The organism is Dysgonomonas sp. 520, assembly GCF_010501095.1.
Taxonomy (GTDB): Bacteria; Bacteroidota; Bacteroidia; order Bacteroidales; family Dysgonomonadaceae; genus QVMP01.
The window spans coordinates 81,598-99,875 of sequence record NZ_QVMP01000011.1 but is presented as its reverse complement, the minus strand read 5'-3'; the positions used below and the strand labels follow the sequence as shown (position 1 = coordinate 99,875).

At 38.4% G+C, this 18,278-nt stretch carries 11 protein-coding genes; all 11 read right to left on the bottom strand.

Features of this window, described 5'->3' with window-relative positions; translation table 11 throughout:
- Window positions 1–8: 8 nt before the first annotated feature.
- Window positions 9–908, bottom strand: a complete 900-nt coding sequence (locus tag D0T56_RS08375; RefSeq protein WP_163319685.1) for a T9SS type A sorting domain-containing protein — start codon at window positions 906–908, stop codon at window positions 9–11.
- Window positions 909–955: 47 nt separating this feature from the next.
- A complete protein-coding gene (locus tag D0T56_RS08370; RefSeq protein ID WP_163319684.1) occupies window positions 956–2,713 on the bottom strand; it encodes a RagB/SusD family nutrient uptake outer membrane protein in 1,758 nt (585 codons plus the stop codon).
- A gap of 25 nt (window positions 2,714–2,738) precedes the next feature.
- Window positions 2,739–5,816: a TonB-dependent receptor gene (locus tag D0T56_RS08365; RefSeq protein WP_163319683.1), complete on the bottom strand. Its 3,078-nt coding sequence runs from the start codon at window positions 5,814–5,816 to the stop codon at window positions 2,739–2,741.
- A gap of 62 nt (window positions 5,817–5,878) precedes the next feature.
- A complete protein-coding gene (locus tag D0T56_RS08360) occupies window positions 5,879–8,470 on the bottom strand; it encodes a zinc-dependent metalloprotease (protein ID WP_163319682.1) in 2,592 nt (863 codons plus the stop codon).
- Between the two features lie 519 nt (window positions 8,471–8,989).
- A complete protein-coding gene (locus tag D0T56_RS08355; protein ID WP_163319681.1) occupies window positions 8,990–9,610 on the bottom strand; it encodes a TetR/AcrR family transcriptional regulator in 621 nt (206 codons plus the stop codon).
- A gap of 531 nt (window positions 9,611–10,141) precedes the next feature.
- A complete protein-coding gene (locus D0T56_RS08350; RefSeq protein WP_163319680.1) occupies window positions 10,142–11,458 on the bottom strand; it encodes a fibronectin type III domain-containing protein in 1,317 nt (438 codons plus the stop codon).
- Window positions 11,418–12,419: a hypothetical protein gene (locus tag D0T56_RS08345; protein WP_163319679.1), complete on the bottom strand. Its 1,002-nt coding sequence runs from the start codon at window positions 12,417–12,419 to the stop codon at window positions 11,418–11,420. Before D0T56_RS08345 ends, D0T56_RS08350 begins: the two co-directional genes overlap by 41 nt.
- A gap of 48 nt (window positions 12,420–12,467) precedes the next feature.
- Complete coding sequence (locus tag D0T56_RS08340) at window positions 12,468–12,953, bottom strand: hypothetical protein (protein ID WP_163319678.1); 486 nt, start codon at window positions 12,951–12,953, stop codon at window positions 12,468–12,470.
- Window positions 12,954–12,965: 12 nt separating this feature from the next.
- On the bottom strand, window positions 12,966–15,665 hold the full coding sequence (locus tag D0T56_RS08335) for a chondroitinase-B domain-containing protein (protein ID WP_163319677.1): 2,700 nt from the start codon (window positions 15,663–15,665) through the stop codon (window positions 12,966–12,968).
- Window positions 15,666–15,888: 223 nt separating this feature from the next.
- Window positions 15,889–16,641: an SDR family NAD(P)-dependent oxidoreductase gene (locus D0T56_RS08330; RefSeq protein ID WP_163319676.1), complete on the bottom strand. Its 753-nt coding sequence runs from the start codon at window positions 16,639–16,641 to the stop codon at window positions 15,889–15,891.
- Window positions 16,642–16,783: 142 nt separating this feature from the next.
- Window positions 16,784–18,259: an MFS transporter gene (locus D0T56_RS08325; protein WP_163319675.1), complete on the bottom strand. Its 1,476-nt coding sequence runs from the start codon at window positions 18,257–18,259 to the stop codon at window positions 16,784–16,786.
- Between the last annotated feature and the right edge of the window lie 19 nt (window positions 18,260–18,278).

Sequence of the window (18,278 nt, the reverse complement as noted above, 5' to 3'; positions counted from 1 at the left end):
TTATATTTTTATTTAATTATTATTTTTTGAGTATATGCTTTTTCGCCGTTTGCAGCTTTAACTACATAAACTCCTTTTGCCAAGTTGCTTACATCCAAACTGTTTGCATAAACAGATTTTTCAGTAGCACCTTGCAGATTGTAAACAGATATGTTTGCCATTCCGTCTAAAGAAATAGTTTTTCCGTCGAACTTGAATGAACCATTTTCAACATTTCCGATGCCTGAATTTGGAGTTGAAGTCATTATCTTCATTCCGTGGATGAAAATATCATTCTTTGTAAGATTTTGATAATAAGCATACATCGTGGTGGCAGATTCATAATCAAAGTAAGGTTCGTTTCCACTGTTTAATTTATGCATATCGGTCCAAGTTTTTTGACCAGCTGACATTAGTGGTGCAAATACAGTAGAGTATTTTGCCGAAACTACTGTGTAGTCGGTAAATCTTTTATTTGCAGCTTCAGCTCCTAACAAACGTGCATATACTTTACTATCGGCAGAAAGCATAATGTTAAACGATGTACATGAAGGCATTTTTATAGCGAAACCACCGCCGTTAGCAGTCATTGAAGCCGAAGCGGGTGCTACTTTTATTGCTCCTGTTTTAGCATCAGTACCACCAAGGTCGCCCTCTGTTCCTGCACCAATAACTGTAGGAGAGGCTTCAGAATCGGCATAAGGATCAAAATCGGCACAAACTAACTGGATAAGTTTTCCCGATTCGTCATATTGCATATTCTCATTATCAGCCAGACCAATATATTTGTCAATTTTGGCTTGAGTATCGAACCATATCCAGCCATCAGCATCCACATCGGCAGGATCGAATAAATTATATTCTTGTGCATTGGAGTAACTTACAAATCCAAAACACATCATTGCAATGGTAAAAATCTTTTTTTTCATATTCAATCTTTTTTTAATGTTGTTAATAAATTTACTTATATCTTTTTTTAACCTTCTGTCCAGTCCGGATTTTGTTCTACACCATGATATTTCTTATCATCCCATGCTATTGGGTAATAATATTGCCTATCTTCAAAATATCTGACTCTTGATGGGAATCTGTTTATATTAGATATGGTATAGGTGGTTGGTTTTCCTTCTTCTTTCACAATCTTCATTGCTTTCAGAGGATTAGTTTTACCGTTCATCTTATCAAAAGCAATATTGTAACGATAGAAGTCCCAATAAGTAGTTTCTTCGAAAGCCATTTCTACCCGACGTTCGTTCATAATAGCTTCCCATGTGATGCTCGTTAACTCGTGCATATGTGCCCGTCGGCGTATCCGGTTAACTTTCTCCAGTGCATCGCCTGTTCGTCCTTGTTTAAAGTCTATTTCGGCATAGTCGAGCAATACTTCTGCAAATCGCCAGATTATGTAATTCTGGCTACTGGCATAGGTTGGGTCGGAATTTATTTTTTCTCCTTCTTTGACAAATTTCCCCATATAATATCCTGTTTTTGTAACAGCAGCACTTTCAGACGCACCATACGGAGTTAGGTCTGCACCGGCTACTTCTTTGCCATCTACCTTTGTATAATGGATTTCCATTGTGTGATTATTATAAACACAGCCATCGTACAGAATATTGGCATAGAAACGATAGTCTCTGTTTTCATACGGATTGCTGGGATCGTAAGTTTTGCCTTCCTGCATTCCATATTCATCCACATGGTTTTGTGTGGGAGTGTATGCAGCGGTTGTTCCTCCATAATAAGAAGAAGAGGCTTCCCTGTCCAGTTTATGTCCGAATCCTGATGAATAATCGCCATTATCGGAATGTTGAACTTCCCAGATAGATTCGATAGAATTTTTTGTAAGAAAAATCTGCCTGTATCCTTCCTTAATCTGTTCTTGTGAATCACCATCTATTTGCACTAAATCATACGGAAGTTTCATCAATTCGTCATAAGCCTCTTTTGCACTAATAAGCATAGCTTCTGATCTATTATCAGGAAAACCTAAATAGTCTTTTTCCTGATTTTGGAAGTGGTCGCCTGCCACCCAAAAGTACGTTTTGGCTCTCAGCATAATTGCTGCGCCTTTGGTTGCCCGTCCTATATCTTCCGAACCATACGTATCGGGAAGATAAGATTCAGCCAGAATTGCCTCTTGTGTTATAAATTCCACCATTTCTTCGTAAGAAGCTCTTGGGTATTTCTGTGGGTTTTTTAGTGGGTCATACACTTCTTTCAATAAGATAGGCCCTCCGAATTGACGCAATAGCATATAGTAATAATATGCTCTGAAAAAGTGAGCTTCTCCCAGAATTCGATCTTTATGAGTCCCTTCAGGAATTTTTCCCTGATTCTCGAAAAGAAGATTTATAGATCTGATCTGCTCGTAATAAGTGGTCCAAAGAGAAAGCCCTTTTATCCTTATGTTTTTGGGGTCGCACTGCAATATACCTCCATAGGAAGTATTATACCAATCGCTCTTACTCACAGTTATCTGGTCGCCAAACCAAGGCAAAAACTCCCTGCTGATACCATGTAGTAAAGTATTGGTTGGCATGTATACGCTAAAACCGTTATTCATTTTCCTATACCAAGGCAAGACATATCCGTCCAACAGTTTTGGATCTTCCCAGATCATGTTTTCGGGTAGTTTATTAATGGGACTATCCCGAAAAAGATCATCACACGATGTAGTTGTCAATAAGCCTGCAAACAGGACGAATGTTGCGATATATTTTTTTATTTTCATAATGAAATTTCTTTTCTGTTATACCTTAAAAACCGATACTTAGACTAGCTCCATAGCTCCGTTGAATGGGATATCCTCGTTGCGATTCGGGGTCCATATCTTTTAGTGACGATATGGTAAATAAATTGCTTCCTTGCAAGGATATACTCAGGGAACTGAGACGCAGTTTTTTTACTATATGAGTGGGCATTGCATAACCGATAGATAGAGATTTGAGGCGCAAGAAGTCACATTCTCTTATCCACAGAGTCGATGCTTTCCGATTGTTATCGGTTGTGGGCGCAAATTTTATCCTGGGATATTTTGCATTTGGGTTATCTTCTGTCCATGTTTCCTCCAGATGATATTTTTGGAAACGTTGCAAGCTGTTGCTTTCGAGAGTATAGATATCATTGATATATTTTTTATATCCCGTAACACCATGAAACAGTGCATTCATAAAGAATCCTTTGTAATTAACACCCAATTTCAACCCAATTGATAAGTCGGGATAATTAGAGCTTTTCACGGCTATCTGATCTTTCTCATCTATAACCTTGTCTTCGTCCGGATTCTGGTTTTTGTATCTGATATCGCCCGGAGCCAGGGTTGTATTCCCTTTTCCGTCTTGGTCATAATCCAGATTTTCTATTTCTTCCCACGATTGGAACAGCCCTTCGGCTTCATATACCCAAGTCATAAAACGGCCTTTGCCTTTTCTTCTGAGATTTTCGAGTTGGTTAGATTCGTTCCCGTAATCCAGCCATTTATCCGTAAATTTGGATAAAGTCAGATCAATATTATATTTCACTTTATCTATGGCATTCTTGTGGCTAAATGTCAAGTCCCACCCCCAGACTTTCATTTTTCCAAAGTTCTGATATGGAAGCCTGCCTCCAATACCTGACGATGGCGGGTAATTGTAGGATGAAACCGGCTGTAACATATTAGTTTCATACCTCCAATAGTACTCATACGTTAATCCAAATCTATTATCCCAAAAACCAAGATCGGCAGCTATGTTATAATCTTCTCTTTTTGCCCATTGAGTTTCTATGTTGGGAAGTTCTTGCACGGCCATGATAATTCCCTGATTATACTTGCCCCCTATATTATAACCATCGTTGGAAGTAGCTATATACCCCATTAGATATGAATACTCATTTACTAACCCATCATCGCCGAGAAGCCCTGCTGATCCTCTGAATTTGATGTTTGAAATAGCGTCTTGTTTCCAATCTTTAAAGAATTTCTCATTCGATAATATCCAAGAAGCCGAGGCCGAAGGGAAGAATCCCCACCTATTGTCAGGGTGAAATTTAGTAGATCCATCCACCCTGAAATTAGCTTCGAAAAAATATCGGTAATCATATCCATAAGTAAAACGGCCTATTAACGAAGCTCTTTCAGTGTAAAATTCATCTCCGTTCAGTTTTCCGGAAATATTGGTTCCGATAATTTCAGGATATGAACTGGTCATGTTTTCATTTATTCCACTGAAATATCTGGACTTAGTTTCCTGATAGTTTGCAACCAACATGCCCGATACATTGTGTTTGGCTGCAAATGTGTTATTGTAATTGATACCGGCTTCCAGCAACCTGTTGTCAAGATTCTGATCTCTTTCAGTCAGTGTACCGGTTGCGTCGGGGTATATCGTTTTTTCATCCACACTTATTTCTCCTGTTTTCTCATCGTATGTGTAGAGGGCAACCGGATTCTTTTGCGTTTTGATTATGCTGTTATTGGTGTCAAAAGTTGCTCTTAGATATGTGGAAAGCCCTTTTATGCCCGAGAAATCATATTTAAGATTAGCTGATAAGGTGTTAAGGTTTCCTTTGTTTTTTGTGTATCCTCCCAACCCTTTTATTCCTATAAGAGGATTGGAACTGTTGATACTGGCCAGATGCCCGTCGGTGAACTGTAATGTCTGTGTTGGCCTGAAATTATATGCAGCATCTAAGGCTCCGGAAGTTGTATACTTATATTCAGATCGTGTACCCATCATGTCTACCGACAATGTCAACCCTTTCATCAATTTGGCATCCAACTTCATTGAATAATTGTACCTGTCTCGTCCTATCCCGCTATATAAACCCCGAGTGTTTACGTAACCTCCCGAAATATAGTATGTAATATCTTCTCCACCTCCTGTTGCCGAAAGGGTGTGGGTGGTTGAATAACCATAATCTTTCAGATAATCCATCAAATTATTGTCTCCATACACGTTCGGATTGGAATGAGTTTGGATCATTTCCAATTGTTCATCTGTATAAGGTGTATAAGTTGCATCAGGCGAATTTTCAACTGCTCTGTTAAAAAGCTTGGCAAATTCGTAAGCATTCAGAAATTCAGGGAGTTTAGTCGCTTTTTGCAGGTTGAACTGACCCCTGTAGTTTAATTTTACTTTTTTGTTGCCTTTCCCTCGTTTAGTTGTTACAAGTACAACTCCATTGGCAGCTCTGGCTCCATATACGGCGGAGGCAGCGGCATCTTTAAGGATGGAGATACTTTCTATGTCGTCCGGATTCAAGTCCGATAATCGGGTTTCGCTGTTGGAAGTATCTGTTCCGAAACGAGGTACACCATCAATCACGAGTAAAGGATCTTTTGATATTCCCCGGATGCTTATATTTGCCTCGCGTCCCGAACTTGGATCGCCACTCATTGACATGGCATTCATTCCTGCAACTTGTCCGGCAAGAGCCTGATCAATATTTGTGATAGGAACTTTCAGAAGGTCGTCACTATTTATAGTTTCGATAGAACTGGTAAGGGATGAACGCTTTTGTGTTCCGTAACCGATAACCACTATCTCATCCAGTTTCTGAGCGTCTTCTTTCAGTACGATATTGAGCTCCGTTTTTCCTGCTACTTTCACATTCTGAGATTGATATCCCATGTATGAAACCGTTAATATAAGATCGGGTTTGCTAGGAACGTCAGCTTTAAAAAGTCCGTCAATATCGGTAACAGCTATCATCTTGCCGTCCAGTAGCTTTATACTTGCTCCGATGATGGGTTCGCCTCGTGTATCAGAAATCTTCCCTTTTATTGAAACATTCTGTGCTACTAAACCCACCGAAAAGAGGAATAGTATGAAAGTGTATATCAATTTTTTCATTAGCAATATATTTTGTAATTGATGTAATTTATATGTTATAATTTAAAGATTATAACTTTCTCTTAATCTTTAAACAGTTTTTCGAGTTTAAGAATCTGATACTCATAGTAGTTCTTTGTTGTTGCATCAGAAACTGACGACCTTTTTTTCTTATATAGGTTCAATACATTCTTCAATTGACTGGTCATTAATGGATTTAATGACATTGCGGGCAATGTAGACAGTCCGAAGTTGATTCTCAGAAAAGAATGTCCGTCATGATCACTGTGCTCCAATGCCGAATGATTGCAAGGAAGTGTTGGTTCGTCCATCGCTAAGACGAATTCTTCGTAAGCTCCTAAAATAGAAGATGCTTTCTTTTCCGGTTGTTTTAATCCGCTTCCGTTTATCATATAAGTTATGGCAGAAGTTTGAAGATTGATATCTGCCGAACTTAATGCTTTATTGTTATGTGTCGGCTTAAATATTTCGGCAACAACATCGTTCACATATTCATTGAGAGAATAGTTGTTTTCAGGATCAATTTTTTCACTTTCGGTGATGCGATAGAGAACTCCGGTGTTGAACAATCCGCCAACTACTGCGTTTTGTAACTTATCGTTGGCATTCAGGTCTATACCGATTTTCATTGCCAGGTTAGGTGGAGTCAGCCAGTCGTTGTAGGTTCTTGCCTGATCAACAAGCCAGATTATAGCTCTTTTTTGTTCCTTCTTGTCAAAATATTTTTTCGCAGCATCGGCGTCGGAATCACCTTGTCTGATTTCTTTGAAGTTCACACCTCCTATGTATGGAAGTACGTGGCGGAGATGTCGTCCGTATTGACGGACAACCTGCTGGTATGTGCTTTCTACATTGTCGAAACGTTCACCTCTTTCCATCGTCCAGTCTTCCAGATTTTGCATCACGATTTTCAGGTTGCTGATAGCCAAATCGCCTGCTTTGATGTGATCATTACCTAAGTCTTCTGTTTGGTCGGTAGGGTCGATGGTTCCGAAAAATTGTTGTGCACCAAATTCATACATCGGGTCATTTTTCTTTTCTTCAATCCACGATGTAAGGATTGGTTTTTCATCTTCGGGAGTTTCTGCATTCGGGATTAGCCTGTATCCCCAATTGATAGCAAAAATATCGTAAACACCTAATATTGGCGGTGTTAGTTTTACTCCTTTTTCCATATCTCCGGGTTGAGCTATGAAGTTGTTACGTGCATAGTCCATTATACTTGGCGTTGTGCCATATTGTTGAGTAAAAGACGGACTGCGCAGTGAATCGACCGGATAAGAGTAACTTGCTCCCATATTGTGCATTAGCCCGATTGTATGCCCTATCTCGTGAGATGATACATAGCGCATCGATTCTTGCATTACATCATCGTCAAACACACTTTTGCGAACACGAGGATCGACAGAAGCTGTTTGAACAAATCGCCAGTTGTGTAGCAGCGATAAGATGTTGTGATACCAGATGACGTCTGCTGTAAGTATTTCTCCCGATCTGGGGTCTATGTGGCTTGGACCCATTGCATTAGCTGTGCGCGTGGTTGCATATTTTACACAACTGTACCGCATGTCGTCAGGATCGAAATCAGGGTCATTCTTCGGATAATCGACTGCCTTTATGGCGTTCTTGAATCCGGCAACTTCGAAAGCCATGTTCCAGTCTTCAATTCCTTGTTTTACTGCCACTCTCCATTTTTCGGGGAATGCGCTGTCTACATAGAAAACAATTGGTTTTACAGGTTCAACCAGTTCACCTCTGAAATATGCGTCTTTATCTTCGGGTTTGGGTTGCAAATTCCACTTATGAATAAAGGTGTATGGCACAACTTTATCTTGTTTGGTTGTATATAAACTTCTGTCGGAGCTGAAAAATCCAACCCGATTGTCTTGTAAGCGTTTGTTCATCAACGTATCGGGTAGAAGAATAATCGAGCGGTTCATAACCACAGTATAAGGCTCATTGAGTGGAGTAGTGGTGAATGTCAGCATACTGCGTATCTCAATGTTTTTTACAAATGTTTTTACTTCCTGCACGCTTGAGGCATCCGAAACAAATGTCCCTTTCAGGTTTGAAGAGCCTCCAAGTAGTTTGGCAAGAGGGCTGTCCGGCTTTATGGGACTGATACACTTCTCATTGTCACCAAAAAATGATGTGACATCAATAACAATGTTTTCTCCGTTTTCGGAAACAATAGGAAAACCTTTGATAACCGGATCGAAAAAGTTCTTTTCGAAAGAAGATTCTATTGAAGACCCTTTTTCTACTTCGCTGTCTGTTTGCACTTTATGCAGGTATACATTTTTCTGGTCTTTCGAAAAACGTATTACCATAGGCCGGGTAGCCATTTGACCTGCCACAAAATCGTGTGTATTGCTGGTTGATGCAATTCGGTTCGAAAGTAGATATGTATGTTCTAGAGCCGAATCGTTGAATTCGAGATATAGCTTATTTTCTTTCGAAAAATGAGTGGTAAATAGACCCTTCTTTGTTTTAGAGTCTTTTATTATATCCTCATATTTCTTTTTAGGAGTTGATGTACTATCATTTTTTGCTTTTTCAACAGCTTCTTCAACTAATTTTTTAAATGGATTTGAGGCATAGGAGTTGAATGAAAATGATAGTAATAACACAATACATAGAGAAACTTTTTTCATACACAAATTTCGTTTAGTTTTTGAGACAGATCACCTGCTTTTAAACTTCTATTTAAGATAAATAGTTAGCTTTTAATACAAAAGTAAGCTATTTTATTTTATGTTTTTCTTTCAATATTGTCGTTAACATTGTTAAAATCTTAAATATAGCAATAAAAAAACATTTGAAACATAAAAAAAAGTATTAGTTTTATGACAAATGTTAAAATATTACTTCCTGTTTCCTGTTATGGTTCTGGTCTTTATGTATTTGTTCTTTTTTTATTTAGAGAAAATAAATAAAAATTGTTAATTTGAGTCAGTGGTTGTTTTGTCTTGCTGATGATAGGAAGTATCTGAAGAACACATGACAGTTATCAGTAATTAGTTGACAATCTCGTATTCTAAAAACAGATCCTTCTCTTTGTTGAGAAATAGCGTTCGCCGAGGTGTAGATGAGGCAATGGCTAGTCTTTGGGCAGACTAGAAGCGGCGTAGAGCAATATTCCCAGTAATATGAAATACTTTATTTTCATGACTTTATTCATCTTTCAGATCCAACATCATTTCTATCCATTGCGGAATGAGTGTGCGTCTTTTTTCTAAGAATGTTTGGTAATCGTCTTCTGTCATTTCGTTTATTTTTGTCAAAAGAGGTTTCGCAATAACAGGAAAAACGGCCATTGATATAATGTTTATAAAAACCTGAAGAGGAAAATATGGATCTGGATTTTTAATTTTACTTCTTTCGTCCAATTGTTTATATAATGTGCTGTTGCGGATGAAATTTCTGTTAATGTTGCTCTTTTCAATGAATTTATCCGGATTTGATTGAATCTCCCGTAGAACAAATAGCGGGAGATGAGGGTTCCCTTTAATTAAGTCTACATAGTTATTAGTTATTAAGTATATTTTTTCTTCTATACTTGTATTAAGATCATCAGCGATTTCCATCATAAAGGCGAACATTTCATTCACGCTTTCTGCCATGATTATATCGAAAAGTTTTTCTTTACTGCGATAATAATAATTGAGTAAGGCTAAGTTAATACCTGCTTCTTCCGCTATTTCTCTCGATTTTGTTCCTTCATAACCTTTTTTCTGAAATAGTTTTCTGGCGGCTTCCTTTATTTTTTCTTCTGTTGATGAATCTTTTTCCATGATGTCTTTTTTTTGATAGAAGTCATCTAGACTTTTTAAATTATACTTAATTTTTGAGTTTTTGTCATGTTGAACGTAGTGAAACATCTAAAAAACAGATCCTTCGATACTCTCAGGATGACAAAATTGAATAAAACGAAAAAGTCTAGACGGTTTGATAGTTATTTATTTTCGATAAAAGTAATTTGAATATTTGATTTAAACAAGTGTTTAATTGTTAATTTTTAAACATCTGTTTAAATTGGTGTTTTATACTATTAAGGACAGGACATCACCCGGAAGCTATGGCTTCGAAGCGTGCCGATAAGGTGGTGCAGACAAATCGGAGATAGGATGGGAGAGGCTTTGGCTTCTGTCTGAAATTAAAAAAGCTAAGGTTTTTCGCTTAACGTGTCCCCGCCTACGCCCCCCATATACTCACACGCACAACAAAGCAAGAGATAATATTATAAAAAAGCTGACATCTGAAAGAAATGCCAGCTTTTTGCGAAAATAAATAATACCCAATACCTATTTAAATGATATTATATGTTATTTGAACGTTTTGGAAGTTGTAATGGAACCGTCTTCGTAAATATCTTGTTTGATATATACATTTGAAACAGATGGTTCGTTTACTTCTATTCCATTTAAATTATAATATCTGGTTGAAATAATTATACCTTTATCAGCAGCGCTTGAATCAATAGAGTTGGTTGCATTTGTTGTAAATGGATCTGATTCTACAGATTCGTCCGAATTGAAGTAATTATTGGTTTCGTTCAACGCTGTCACTGTATAAGTATACTGTGTTAGCTCTTCTAATCCGGTAATAGTTAAACTACTTGCATCTTGACCTTCCGTAGTTTCGTGTGTGCCAACTGGTGTAGAGCCTTGGTATACTGTTACTTTATAGTTTGTTGCATTTACAACAGGAGTCCAGTTTGCTGTGAAACCATCGGTTGTAATAGCTGTAGCTTCAGATATAGCAGGAGTTTCTACTAATCCAAGAACATCATTCCATGTTTGAGCAAAACGAAGTCCGCCTATTTTGGCTGCGAAATTTGATCTTTGACGTACTGTAATGCCTCTAATACTGTTAACGCCAGATGAAATTGTATACTCTAAAGGTGTTGAAGTTGGTTCTGTTGTATTTATTGCTGGTTCTACAAATAATTGTACTTTACCGTTAAACTCATATTTCAACACTAATAAATATGTTGTGTTTAATTGATATACATCTGTCGATTCTGCGGCAGTACCATTGCTTTCAAGCAATGCAAACTTAAAGCCTCCACCTGATTTTATAATACAAATTTTTGCTCTTTGAGTGTTTAAATAATAATTACCCTCTAGTGCAAGAAAGTCTGTGGGAGTGGATGCTCCTGCGTTTGAAAAATTAACTAAGAATGAAACATAATAAGTCGCATCTTTATAGGTATTATCACTAGTTAAAGAGTACCCTGTGGTACGACCTTCTCCACTGTTGAGCTTCAATAATTCAAAACTCAATTGATCTGTTTCAATATATCCAGGATAGCTAAGGATATCTGTAATTAAGGGACTATTCCCTGCTCTGTTGTCATTTTTTCCGGATGAGTTACTTTTCCCTGTAAGATTCCATTGAATCATGACCGGATTAGTTTCCTGATCATTTGTTGTAGATGTATATTCTCCTTTTTCTAAATTATCTCCAATAGAATAACCATCCAGAAAATCATTCTTTATTAATTGGGCATTAACTGCCGTCATACCTAAAAATAAAGTAAGACCTGTTAGTAAAATCTTTTTCATTGTAATATTTTTTTTATTTGTATTGATTTGTGTTTTATTTAACAATCTTGGATGTTTCGACAGAACCGTTTTCATATACATCTTTTTGGATATATATATTAGATGTAGCAGGTTCTAAAACCTCAATCCCTTTCATGTCAAAATATTTTGTTGAGATGATGTTGCCTTTATCCATATTGCCTTCGTTGATTGATGACTGTGTACCTTTTACTGCACCTCCCCAAGAATCGGCAAAACGGATACCTCCGATTTGTATTTTAGTTGTTGTGCGTTGTCTTACCGTTAAACCTCTTAGCACTGCTAATGACGTTGCTTTCACATCAGTAGCAATTGTAGGAGTTGCGGGGGCAGATGTTGCTGTAATGTCGGGATTTATAAATAGTTGTATACCGTTAGATCCGACAACACCTTTTGCGTCGAAATTGTATGCCAATACAAGAAGATATGTTTCTCCTTTGTTATATTCTGCTGATGTAGTCACTGCTGGTGAGCTGCTATCGTCAGCAAGACCAAAAACGAACTTAGTGGCGTCTTCTGCTGCATTCTTTACAAAAATTTTAGCTCTTTGATTATTAGCAGTATAGTTGCCGTCGAGCATGAAGAAGTCGGCACCTGCAGAAGAAGCAACTTCTTCAACATTCACCATCATAGCCACATAGTAAGTACCTTCTGTGTATTCACTGCTGTTAGTTAATGAATATATAGAGAAGCGTGAAGGTGAAACACTTTCAACTTTTTCAAATCTGGCTAGTTGTATAGCATTGCTTACACCCGATTCCACATATCCCGCATACGTCATAGGGGCTATTACCAGAGGGGAAGTACCTCCCTGATTGCCATCGCCTGTTTTTCCGGTTCTGTTCCATTGATTTGCTTTTATCGGATTTTCTTCTCCTTGTGTTGTTGATGTATATTCTCCTTTTTCAAGTTTTGCCCCGATATTAAGTCCTGTTGTAAAATCATTTTTTATAACTTGTGCATTAATGCTAAAGATAGATGCACAAAGGACGAATGTTGAAAGTAAAATTTTTTTCATAATCGTAATTCTTAAATTGTTAATAATTATATCAAAGGTGATTGCTTTTTATTTTATTGTCACTTTATAGATGTACAGAGCACTTGTGGTTGGGTTCGATATCCTTATCTGAGTGGCGTCTTCGTCTAAAGAAAAAGAATAGAATGCTTTTTGTTTAGTCAGTATGGTAGGCTCCCCAACTTCAACCCATTTGTTCAAAACCTTTTGCTCCACAGACATAGTCTTTCCTTCCGACCCTGTTGATGCTTCTATGATTACCTCTTTTGCATTTTCAAATTCGGGGAACTCGATATTTGACTTTGTAGATTTCTTATCCAGAATCACGCGAATTGTACCTTTTCCTTCTTTTTGGAAAAGTTGTGCATGATTGAATTTTACGTCTTTCACTATCGTGCTTGTAAATGATCCGGCTTCGGGACGCTCGGTTACAGGTTCTCCCCAGCTTTTATCGTTGAAGTTGTATACTGTTTTTTGTGCATACCCGGATAGGCCGAAAATAAATAGTGCACTGATGACGAATAATAACTTTTTCATGGTTTTATGATATTATTTTAAAATGAATTTACGGCTGGCTTCGTATTCTTTGTTGTTGATAATTAGTAAATAAACTCCTGCCGGTTGTTCTTGTAGAGGAATTGTTATATTATTCAATCCCGAATAAGAATAAGCCGAAAAAGATTTTATGATTGTTCCGTTCAGATTAGATATTTTTATAGTTGTATTGGCGTTGTTTTTATTGAAGAAATTGATACTTAGTGTTTTATTTATAACTTGACAGTCGATGACTTGAGACGAAGATTTGTTAGTATCGATACCGGAGGTAAATGTTAGTTCAAAATCAATTGCATGCGGACCTACGTGCTCAATACCTAATATGCCGTTAGAAATAGCCTCGTCGCTACGTTCATCTGCACCTATATCCTTGTTCCCTTTTCTGGGTTGTCCTTCAAAATCGAGTGTTGAATAATCCGAATTTAATGTTGCAGCATCGATGGCCGGGCTGTAACGGTCTAATTTATAGGTGTTGTAAGGTAATAAATTGTTGCAGTCTTCTCCCGGATTTTTGCAGTTCGTTTTTATAAGCCCGGGGTCTATCTGTTTTGCCTGAGCGTCATTTAAACTCGTGCCAATGCTGCCGTTTTCGGTTGCATACATTATATTATTGGAGAATGAAACACCTGCCAAAGACGAAGCATTGTGGACTTTAACTATCGGGTTCTCATTGTTGATGTATATATTGTTGGTTATCAGGCAATTTTTTGGTACTTTTCCGTATTTTCCTTCATTGTTGAAGCCGATTTCAATATCCGATTTGTTGTTGATGTACGTATTGAATGCAAAAACCACATTCTCGGGAATATTGTGAGAGCTCCAACTGGAAGACGGATTTGATACATCTCCATTTGTTATGGTGCAGGCTGCATCCCATTTTTCGCCTGTCAATCCTTCAAAATAGTTGTTGATAATTTTATGATCGATCCCGTATACACGAACTCCGCCACAACCGTTTCCGTCAACCTCTTTCGCATCTCCAAAGAAATAGTTTCCGTCTACCGTATTGCGAGAGCCTTGACGTAGACAAACAGTACCCAAACAACCCCTGAATGTATTGCCCCTTACCAGATTGTCGCACGATTTTATAGAAACCACTTCCGGGTCGCCGTCACAATTTTCGAACAGATTATATTCTATTGTGCAATATGCACTGGTAGGCGTTAGGTCTGTTACCCCAACGCGTATTGTTTCTTTTTCATTTGCAACCCTCGGAGTATTGTTTCTGAAATGGTTATGATCTATTACGTCATATTTAGAAATATCACCGGGGCTTGTTCCGTGAGCTCCATCTATTACAACCCATGCTCCTCCGTCGTATTTTCCGTCGAATAGATTATGATCTATTCTGTTGTGATGACTCCTGCAAACCGCATTGTCCCAGACATCGCCTATCGTTATCCACTTTGAGGTTTGTCCGTCAGACTCTTTCTTCATCCTGAATTCATTTTTGGTGATGCGGACATAGCTACACCCTTCCATCTTAAAAATGGTTGACAGAGCATCCAGATCGAAGATTAGTCCTTCGAAAGTTACATGGCTGATGTTGCGAAGTGTAAAATTGAGTTTACCCGTTAGTCTTGCTTGTCCTATATTTTTTGCCCTTATAATAATAGGTCGTGTTTCACATCCTGTTTGGGTAACAGTGAGCCCATTGCCGGAGTATGTTCCGTCTTCCAACTCTATAATATCGCCAGGATTCATTGCAGAAAGAGCATTTTTTAGTTCTGCATAAGTTTTCACATTGCGAACAGTTCCTTCTGCCGGAATTTCCGATACATCTGCGCCGATTGTCATATTCTTTGTCATCGTAAAAGTGGTGGGATATGAAGTCGCAGACAGGTCGCCGGTCCATTTGTTGAACCGATACTTACATAGATCGCTGATGGTTACACTAGCTGTAACTTTAGTTCCTTCTGTATATTTTCCGTCAACAGGTTCGGGCGAAATGCTGATCGTTGCATTCTGAGGTTGATTGATTGACAGTGTATATTGCTTTGTGTCTCCCGGATCTCCTCCTTGAAAATCGATGTCGGATATTGGGTTAGAACCGATGTATATATCATCAATTGCTACATCAAAGGTTCCGCTCGATTGAAGAAAACGGATCGAGTGGTAATCAATCGGTTCTTGCCTTACTTCCCTAAAGGGTAATGCGTCGGTGTATGCATTTCCGTTCAGCGCAAACTGGTATGTTTTGGTAGTGTTATTTTGTTTGAAAGATATCCGATTCCATTGTCCTAAGGTGTAGGTTGGTTTTATTGTTGATGATCCGCTGCTTCCGCTGTAGACTTTTATTTTACCATCGGCAGAGAATTCTATCATAAAGCTTCTACTGTCTTTCGAGCCAAGGTCGTAACCCGTGATGCTTAAAGCACCGGTGGAAATAGAATTTATTTTTATCCAAAAGTCTACATATACTTCTCCGGTTAATCCTGTTTCTGCTTTTGTATAAGCAATATGATCCATTTGAGCGCCCGAAGCCGATGTGTATTTTATTCCGTTAGTTTCTGTATGGCTATAAGATTGATCCTGAACAATTGTTGCGGATCCTTTGGTCACACTCCATTTGTTTTGTTTGTCTATATTGCCGGTTGAATAGTCTTCAAATGAGGTATTAAGCAGTATATCTTGCGCATTGCAAAATAGGCAAGGTAAGAGTATGATTGTTAATATGGTAAAAATGTTTTTCATTGGCACAATTGTCTGATTAGGGTGTAATAAATCAAAATTGTATTGTGTTTATCTGCTGCTAATCATTGTTTTACAAAGCAAACGATTTAAGCTAAAATTTCTTTGTAGAAATCAATCAGAATATTGTAAATTCCATTCAAATAGGAAGGAGCCTGTGCAATTGAAGAATCAATATAAGAAACAGGCAGGCCCCTGTTTCTTATATTGTTTGATAGGTAAACCTTTACGAGAAGAAGATCCCTCCGTTAATATCAACGTTTGTACCTGTGATATAGTCGGAATCGTCAGCAGCAAAGAATGCAACCAAGTCGGCAACGTCGTCGGCGTCACCTTCCCTGCGAAGAGGATAGACTGCTTTCATCTTTTCTCTGTTTTCGGGTGTGTTGAATCTGTCGTGGAACGATGTTGCAATAGTGCCCGGAGCAAGAGCATTCACGCGGATTCCTTTCGGACCTAATTCTTTAGCCATAGAGCGTGTAAATGTCATAACCGCCCCTTTCGATGTTGCATACAATGAAGCGCCTGCACCACCACCGTCTCTTGCGGCAAGCGAGGAGAAATTGATGATAGAACCACCGTCCGTCATGTAAGGAACAGCCTCGCGTGTACACAACCAGCAGCTTTTCATGTTTACGTCCATCAAGAAGTTGTACCAGTCTTCGTCTTGTTCCGTAATTGTTTTACGTCCAACAAGTCCGCCAACTACATTTACCAAGATGTCAAGTTTTCCGCCAAAAGCCTTCATGCCTTCGTCAAAAAGTCTTTTCACATCAGCAGCTTTTGTCATATCTCCTTGTACAATGATTGACTCGCCGCCGATTTCTTTTACCATTTTCTGAGTATCTTCCGCTTCTTCTATTTTGTCAAAATAGTTGATAACAACTTTAGCACCTTCCGAAGCCAATTTTACGGAGATAGCTCTTCCTAAGTCTCTTGCGCCACCCGTAACGATGGCAACTTTTCCTTTCAGTTTCATAATTTTTTTAATCTTAAATGTTCTATTTAATCTGTGTTATGAGTTACATCACCCTTCGGATAGTTGCACAGTAAACGAGTTGGCTGTAAGTTGTATAACTTAAAACTTATAACTCGTCTACTTGTAACTTGTAACTGAACTATTATTTTTTGTTTTCTATTTGTTCAATCTTCCCGATAGTCAAGAAGATAGATATTAATGACAGTGGAACCAATGCACCCAAAAGACCAAATAATAAAGGCCAGCTGGTTATGTATTTTGCAAATACCATTGCCAGAATGGTACCCAATACGGCTGCTGCGCCACCAATACCGGCTAATGATCCTACCGATTTTCCTGTGTGCAAGTCGCTAGCCAATGTCTGAATATTAGTCATTGTGAATTGGAATCCTGCAAGTACGAATGCCATCAACACAACAGCCATTACTGCGCTTTGTGCCATTACGGAAGCTATGATCGACGGAATGATTATAATACCACCTAATAGCATGGCTGCTTTTCTTGCATAATTGACACTCTTTCCTTTACGGATAAGATATCCGGAGAACCATCCGCCGGCAATACTTCCTACCATGGCTCCCACGTAAGGTATCCATGCCGAAAATGCTAATTCTTTAATGTTCAAATCAAATTGTGCTATCAAATACATTGGCAGATAGGTCACAAACATCCACCAGATCGGGTCAAGGAAGAAGCGGCCAAGTATTACCGAATAGTTTTTCTTATTTGACAACAATTCTCCCCACGATTTACCTTTATCGTTTGTGATTTTTGCTTCGGGTTGACCGCTAAGTATATAGTGTTTTTCTTCTTCCGTAATCCAAGGATGCTCTTTCGGCCCTTTCTTATTGATGATAAGCCAAGGTATCAACCACAATAAGCCTAATCCGCCGACAACAACAAACGTTACCTTCCAGCCTAAAGACATATAAAGCATCAGTATGATGATAGGGGCAAGGATTGATCCGATGGAAGCTGCTGCCCCGAAAAGACCTTGTGCAAAGGCACGTTCTTTTTGAGGGAACCATTCTGCATTGCTCTTAGTTGTTCCGGGCCAAGGTCCGGCTTCACCCAGTCCGAGCATCATACGGAATGCCGTGAGCGAGATTTTTCCTCTTGCCAAAGACGTTAGAGCGTCGGCAGTTCCCCAAAGCAATACGGAAACAACAAATCCTTTTCGTGTTCCAATCTTGTCATACAGTTTTCCTGAAAAAAGCTGGCTGATTCCGTAGGCAATCATGAAAAAAATGGTAATTGTGCCAAGTATGTCTTTAGCTTGCTTTTCTGTTTCTTCGGGTGATGCATGCTTGTCTACTATTCCAAGGTCGTATGCAATACCTTCTTTATTTACAACCGTTTTCCCTTCGTTTTTGAAAGATATATGAGCAGCATCCCGAATTATTTCTTTTCCGTTTTTAGCTACCAGTCTGTATGTTTTGTCAGCCGCTATATACTGAGCCTGATTTTCCCGGTTTTCAGTGTTTGTTATTTGGTCTACCAACTCATATTCGATGTTGGCAACCCACATATAATTGAGTGTTCCTCTGTCCAGATAGTTGATAATTGTAATCAACATTATCAGACCGATTACCCACCAACGTAAACCTTTGATTTTCATAATAACTTTTTGATATTAA